The 6,830-nt window shown below is 28.3% G+C and carries 8 protein-coding genes and 1 pseudogene; 1 reads left to right on the forward strand and 8 read right to left on the reverse strand.

Going from position 1 to position 6,830, the window contains the following annotated elements:
* The 3 genes from Q0352_RS05820 to Q0352_RS05830 form a co-directional block, all read right to left on the reverse strand.
* Positions 1-398, reverse strand: a 398-nt coding sequence (locus tag Q0352_RS05820) for a sulfite exporter TauE/SafE family protein (RefSeq protein WP_299525022.1), incomplete at its 3' end; no start/stop codon positions are given.
* Between the two features lie 42 nt (positions 399-440).
* Positions 441-1,151 carry an OmpA family protein gene (locus Q0352_RS05825; RefSeq protein WP_299525025.1) on the reverse strand — a complete coding sequence of 237 codons (711 nt, stop codon included), beginning with the start codon at positions 1,149-1,151 and terminating at the stop codon, positions 441-443.
* A complete protein-coding gene (locus Q0352_RS05830; RefSeq protein WP_299525028.1) occupies positions 1,151-1,633 on the reverse strand; it encodes a lipocalin family protein in 483 nt (160 codons plus the stop codon). Before Q0352_RS05830 ends, Q0352_RS05825 begins: the two co-directional genes overlap by 1 nt.
* 221 nt (positions 1,634-1,854) lie before the next feature.
* Between Q0352_RS05830 and Q0352_RS05835 the strand changes: the two genes are divergently transcribed.
* Complete coding sequence (locus Q0352_RS05835; RefSeq protein WP_299525031.1) at positions 1,855-2,547, forward strand: pseudouridine synthase; 693 nt, start codon at positions 1,855-1,857, stop codon at positions 2,545-2,547.
* 251 nt (positions 2,548-2,798) lie between these two features.
* On the opposite strand, the gene Q0352_RS05840 is transcribed toward Q0352_RS05835, so the two are convergent.
* From Q0352_RS05840 to Q0352_RS05860, 5 genes and pseudogenes are all read right to left on the reverse strand, one after another.
* Positions 2,799-3,245 (reverse strand): hypothetical protein, encoded by a 447-nt coding sequence (locus Q0352_RS05840; protein ID WP_299525034.1) that lies wholly within the window; start codon positions 3,243-3,245, stop codon positions 2,799-2,801.
* Between the two features lie 69 nt (positions 3,246-3,314).
* Positions 3,315-3,515 (reverse strand): Hsp20/alpha crystallin family protein, encoded by a 201-nt coding sequence (locus tag Q0352_RS05845; protein ID WP_299525037.1) that lies wholly within the window; start codon positions 3,513-3,515, stop codon positions 3,315-3,317.
* Positions 3,516-3,788: 273 nt separating this feature from the next.
* A complete protein-coding gene (locus Q0352_RS05850; RefSeq protein ID WP_299525040.1) occupies positions 3,789-5,792 on the reverse strand; it encodes a dehydrogenase E1 component subunit alpha/beta in 2,004 nt (667 codons plus the stop codon).
* Between the two features lie 99 nt (positions 5,793-5,891).
* Positions 5,892-6,371 carry an Lrp/AsnC family transcriptional regulator gene (locus Q0352_RS05855; protein WP_299525043.1) on the reverse strand — a complete coding sequence of 160 codons (480 nt, stop codon included), beginning with the start codon at positions 6,369-6,371 and terminating at the stop codon, positions 5,892-5,894.
* A 69-nt stretch (positions 6,372-6,440) separates the two neighbouring features.
* Positions 6,441-6,830, reverse strand: a pseudogene (locus Q0352_RS05860) (hypothetical protein); the annotation flags it as partial.

A 6,830-nucleotide genomic window follows, 5' to 3' on the forward strand; every position in this document is an offset into this window, starting at 1 on the left:
GATTTTTTTCGCTCCATATAAATCATAAAAACAACAATACCAAGTATTAAAATGGCCATTAATTGCTTAAATAATTCATCAGAAATATCATTTCCAAACCAAACACCAAATAATACTCCAAGTACCATACTTGGTAATAATTTACCTAAAAACCTCCATTGTGTGTGACGATTATAATAAATTACGGCAAAGATATCCGCAGCAATCATCATTGGTATTAATACGCCAGTAGATTGTTTTCCTCCAAAAACAATGGCCATAATAGTAACTATAACAACACCTATTCCTTTTAGCCCGGCTTTGCTTGTTCCTAATAAGAATGCACCTAAAAATGCAAAAAACCACTCGAAGTTTGTTAATTGTAAATTATTGATTTGATTGAGGATACTTTCAAACATAATTTATTAAAACTTCGAATGGTTTGTTAATATTGAATTATTTTAGTTTTCGCCAGTTTCTTTTTTAGCGTCATCTTTCATTTTTTCATTAGGAACAATTGCTATATTTACTCTTCTGTTTTTAGAACGACCTTCAGCAGTTGTATTATCTGAAATTGGTTGCTCTTCACCAAACCAGCTTGTTGTAAATCTATTAGAAGGTAATCCTTTTCCTACAAAATAATTTGTAACAGAAAATGCTCTATTTTTTGAAAGCGTCATATTATATTCGTCTGCCCCTGTACTATCAGTATGTCCTATAACAAAAACATTTGTATCAGAATACTCTAATAAAATACCTGAAAGTTTATTTAACAAAATTTCTGAAGCACTGTTAATATTGTATTTATTGGTGTCAAAATAAACTCCGCTATTTTCATCAAATGTAATTACAATTCCGTCGTCAATTCTTTCAACAACAGCACCTGGAATTTCTTCTTCAATTTCTTGAGCTTGTTTGTCCATTTTTTTACCAATAAGCACACCTGCTCCTCCACCTACTACTCCACCAATAACAGCACCTAACTCACCACCGCTACCTTTTTTCCCTACATTGTTTCCAATAATTGCACCTAGTATTGCTCCACCAGCTGCACCAATAACACCTCCTTTTTGAGTGTTACTTGCATTTTTTGTTGCTTCACAGCTTGAGAAGTTTAAAATTAAAACTAATGCAAACACACTCAATCCTATATTTTTTAAAGTTGATTTCATTATTCGTTTATTTTAGTAAAGTTCATATAAATTATAAATGGTTTTCCTTCTAATGAAATAGTTTGCTCCCATCTCATTGTAGTTTCTGCCAATTGTGTAAGCTGAAGCCTAAAACCTTTATTGTCAGCAGATTTTTGTTTTGCATCCGTTGGTTTCAATAAGAAATCATAAAGACCTGTATTAGAGTCTACTTCCTGAATGGTGAAGTTAAAATTACGATCTCCCGTTGGTACACAATGTGCATCATTAATGGTGTATAATCCCGTATTATTGTTTGGAATAAAACGCCATTTACTTCCTATAAAACAATCTTTAGAAGCATCATTTAATAAGGTTACATCAAATGTTCCAGATTCGCTGTAAGTTATTTGATCTAACGACCAGTATCCTTTAATTACTTTTTTAGACTGTATAACTGTTTTTGGAGTACCACAAGAAATAACCATGGAAGCTAAAAGTACAAATGTTATTATTTTTTTCATTTTTATTATTTTTTTAAAGTTGAAATTATATGGTGCGAATCTACGATATAATGCCAATTATAAAGTTACATATTTTTTTTTATTAGTTACAAAATTCACACATCTTAAGTTAAAATATTGTTAATGATAACTAAATCATTGAGGATTAACATTTATACTGTTAATTTTTTAAGAAAAAATCAAGATGACTGGAACTACTTTTTTACCTGTATATTTGCACCATGAAAATTGAAATTCTTTTTGAAGACGAGTATATTATCATTGTGAATAAGCCAAATAATGTTTTAATTCATAAGTCATACTATGCCCGCAATGTGGATGGTCCTACTTTGTTAGATTTATTGAGTCAACAATTTAATACTAATTTTTATCCTGTTCATCGTTTAGATAGAAAAACCTCAGGTGTGTTACTTTTAGCAAAACAGAAGGAAAATGTTGCGATTTTTCAGGAATTATTTAATGAAAATGAAATTAAAAAAACATATTTAGGTATTGTTAGAGGATTGGTAAATGAATCCAGACTAATAGATACACCTGTTAAAAATCCTGATACAAAGGTTTATAAAGATGCGGAGACTTATTGTGAACCAATTTTAACAAAGGAGTTGGATATTGCTGTTCACCCATATAATGGTTCAAGATATTCGTTAGTTAAATTAACGCCTACTACTGGTAGAATGCATCAACTTCGCATTCATTTGAATAAAATTAGCCACCCTATTGTAGGTGATTATAAATATGGTGATCGGTTTCATAATAGAATGTTTGAACAAGAATTTAACTGTCATTATTTATTTTTACACGCTTATTCTCTTAAGTTAAAGCATCCATTAACAAATGAACAATTAATAATTAAGGCTAATCTACCAAATGATTGGATTTCTATTTTTAATATTTTTGATTGGAAATTTTAAATTAAAACCGTTTCCAAGTTTTAATTCTAATAATTCTTACTTTTAAATTCAGTGTAACTAATAGTTTGTATTTAGAGCTGTTCTCACCCCAATTAAAAAAACTCCATTTACAACTATTTATAAAATATCAATTTTTCTATTTAAACAATTATCATCCCAATAATCATTTATCAATATTTATTGATTTTTTACCAGTTTGAATTTCAAAGAACTGTCACTTGAAAACGGTTAAAGTATTTAAACTAACTCATTTATTTTGCTAACAATTTTTGTTGTTTTTCTTTTTTCATTATAAATAATATGAGTTCAAATACTTGTTTTTTAATATATTTAAAGTTCTCTATATAGTTTTGAACTTCATTTTTTAAAAATTCATGATTATCTCTGAATAAATTTTCTCTTTTTATATAGATATTCTCAATTAATAAAGCCAAATTAATTTTATGGTCATTGATCGATTCTATTAGAGTTTCACCTAATATAGCTTCATGATTTATCCCATTTAAATACAGCTTTCCTTTTGAAAAATTGTTGGTATCACATAAACCCATAATGTGCTCTGCAAGTAGTTCTTTTAAGAAATCTTGTTCCACTTTTATAAACTCAATTTCTGAAATCCATTCATGAGTCTTATTGTGTAAATGTTCAATACTATTGTTAAAACTTAGCGGTTTCTGTTTCGGAATTATATGTTTCATATCCTATTATTTTAAAGGCTTAAAAATCTGAGAAGTAAATGATATACTTCTCAGATTCACTAAAGAAGATTAAACAATCTCAATTACTTTTTTGTGTTCTTCATTTTTAAAAATCACCAATTTCCCCAAATATATTCTAAGAACACCATTGTCATACTTTGCATTAATCTCCTTACTAAAATCTATACTTTTTGGCAAAGTAAATGATCTTTTAAAAGAGTTATAGAAAAATTCTTTGCGAGAATAATCTTCCTCTGTTTTTATAAACAATAATTATATTGTATACGAATCTAATAGCTTATTTTATGAAATAGAATGATGTTCATCATTATTAAGAATGATTGTTATCATATTAAATTTTCAATATGTACCGATAATGTGTAGTTTTGGTGAAGAATAATGAATACATGTAAAACTCCTACTTGTATTTAACTAAAACCAGTTCAATTGTGTTTTTTTTGCATAAATAATGCATTTTAAAACAGATTTAAATTATAAATACTCTTTATAAAAGGTGATAAAAATCAGCTAAAGGCTTTAGAATTAGTATTCTAATACATTTAAAATTTCCGTATATAATTTGCTTTTTGGTAAAAATAGCTGCTCTAAATTTTTAGCAAAAGGAATTGGAGTTTCAATACTTCCAACTCGTTTTATAGGTGCATCTAAATATTCAAAACAATTCTCAGAAATTAAAGCTGAAATGTCTGAAGCAATTCCTCCAAACAATGTGTCTTCATGTAAAATTAAAACCCTCCCTGTTTTCTTTACAGATTTATAAATAGCTTCCGTATCAAGTGGTTGTAATGTTCTTAAATCAATAATATCTGCGGAAATTTGATGTTCTTTAACTTCTTTTAACGCCCAATGAACACCGGCTCCATATGTAATTATACTAATATCAAAACCTGCTGTTAAAATAGAAGCTTTTCCAAAAGGGATTGTATAATAATCATCTGGAACATCCTGATAAATAGTTCTATACAAAGCTTTATGCTCAAAAAATAATATTGGGTTTGTGTCTTCAATAGCAGTAGCTAATAACCCTTTAGCATCATAAGGAAATGCGGGATATACAACTTTTAAACCTGGTGTCTTCGTAAACCAAGCTTCATTTGTTTGACTGTGAAAAGGTCCAGCACCAACATCAGCTCCACAAGGCATTCGCAAAACAATATTAGAATTTTGATTCCAACGATAATATGATTTCGCTAATAAGTTTATTACAGGATTAAATCCTGAAGTTATAAAATCTGAAAATTGTAATTCAACTACAGATTTATATCCATTTATTGAAAGACCAAAAGCAGATTCAATGATCGTAGATTCACAAATTGGTGTATTCCGCACTCTTTCTTCTCCAAATTGCTCTAAAAATCCTTCAGTAATTTTAAAAACTCCACCATAATCGGCAATATCTTGCCCCATGACAATCAGTTTATTAAACCGCTCCATACTTTGCTTAAGCCCTTGAGATATAGCATCAACTAACCTTATATTAGAAGTTTTAGTTGAGGGCTTTTTTTCTATATAATTTACATGCTCATAAACATCGGCCAATTCATCTTCAATTGATGAACAAGTTTCTTCTTCATCAAAAGCAATTTTTAAATGCTCATTAATTTCTGAAGCAATTTCTTGCTTCATTAAAACTTCCATTGCTTCTGTAAGAATATTTTCTTTTCTTAAAAAATCTTGATAATTAGTTACGGGATCATTAAATGCCCATTTCTCTAATAATTCAGTAGGAACATATTTATTACCGCTAGCTTCTTCATGTCCACGCATTCTAAAGGTTTTAAACTCTAATAATACTGGACGAGGGTTTTCTCTAACACTTTTTGCAATTTCACTTACTTTTGAATGAACTTCTAAAATATTATTTCCATTAATAATATGACTCTCCATTCCATAACCAATACCTTTATCAGCAATATTTTCACATTTAAACTGTTGACTTGAAGGTGTTGAAAGCCCATACCCATTATTTTCAACAATAAAAAGAACAGGTAAACTCCATACTGCAGCAACATTTAAAGCTTCGTGGAAATCACCTTCACTTGTTCCTCCATCTCCAGAAAAAACAGTTGTAACTTTTGATTCTTTATTTAATAAATCGCCCAAAGCTATTCCATTTGCAACTCCCAATTGAGGGCCTAAATGAGAAATCATTCCCACTATTTTGTATTCTTTAGTTCCGAAATGAAATGAACGATCTCTACCTTTTGTAAAACCAGCTTTTTTACCTTGCCATTGAGAAAAAAGTTTAAATAAAGGAATATTTCTTGAAGTAAATACACCTAAATTTCTGTGCATAGGTAAAATGTATTCATCAAAATTTATAGCGTTTGTAACACCAACAGATATAGCCTCTTGACCAATACCTGAAAACCATTTTGAAATTTTTCCTTGACGCAATAGAATTAACATCTTTTCCTCAATTAAACGAGGTTTTAGAATTAATTTATAAAGTGCTATTAATTCTTTATTCGTGTAATTTTCTCGGTTATAAATTATTGATCCTACAGAAGTATTGACAGTTCTCATAAAGAAAAAATATAATTTAAAATGTAATATTAAAAGTGAAAATAAAAAAAATACCTTATCATTTTTAACGATAAGGTATTTTTTCGCAATTTAGGACAACTAAAGTTCTCTAAAAATCGAATGCATTAAACGAGTTTTATCGTTAATACTTTCTTCTAATGATATCATAGTTTCAGTTCTAGAAACACCATCAATATCGTCTATTTCAAAAATAATTTCTTTTGCATGAGTTGTATCTCTTGCTCTAATTTTACAAAAAATATTATATTTCCCAGCAGTAATGTAGGCTATTGTAATATTTGGAATTAACTCTAATTCTCTAACAACTTGTTTTGTTTTAGATGTTCTATCTAAATAAATACCAACATGTGAGATAAAAGAATAACCCATCTTTTCATAATCTAAGGTTAAAGTAGATCCTTTTATAATCCCCTCATCTTCCATTTTTTTGACTCTTACATGGATAGTACCAGCAGATACAACTAATTTTTTAGCTATATCCGTAAAAGGAGTTCGAGCGTTTTCAATAAGAATATCTAATATTTGATGATCAATTTCATCGAGTATAAATTTTTTCATGTTTTGTTTTTGTTAAAAAAAATATAATATGCAAATTTATTAAAAAAAAACTATTATTACGCGGATTATTTACGAATTTGACAATTTTAAATCATTATAAACTAAATTTTCAGCATTTATTAAGTTGTAAGTGTGAAAATTCGATAATTCTCCTCTTATTTCAATGCACTTATATTTAATAAGTTTTGCATTTTCAACTCTAAATTTATACTGAATCCCAATATCTTGGATGTGAGTTACATTGTTTTTAATAATTTTTATGTCTTTATAAATAATATCTAAAAACAGTTTATCATTATTTGGTATTTTAAAATAGTGCTCGTAGTTAGTATATTTATTTTCAGTTGCAATAAAATATAGTCCTTTTAAAAGGGCATAGAAATTATATTTTCGGGTAATTTCTCTGTCATAATCATTCTTATAATGTCCAGCTTCAATTAATATGGTGTTATAACCCAG

The organism is uncultured Lutibacter sp. (assembly GCF_937891065.1).
Taxonomy (GTDB): domain Bacteria; phylum Bacteroidota; class Bacteroidia; order Flavobacteriales; family Flavobacteriaceae; genus Lutibacter.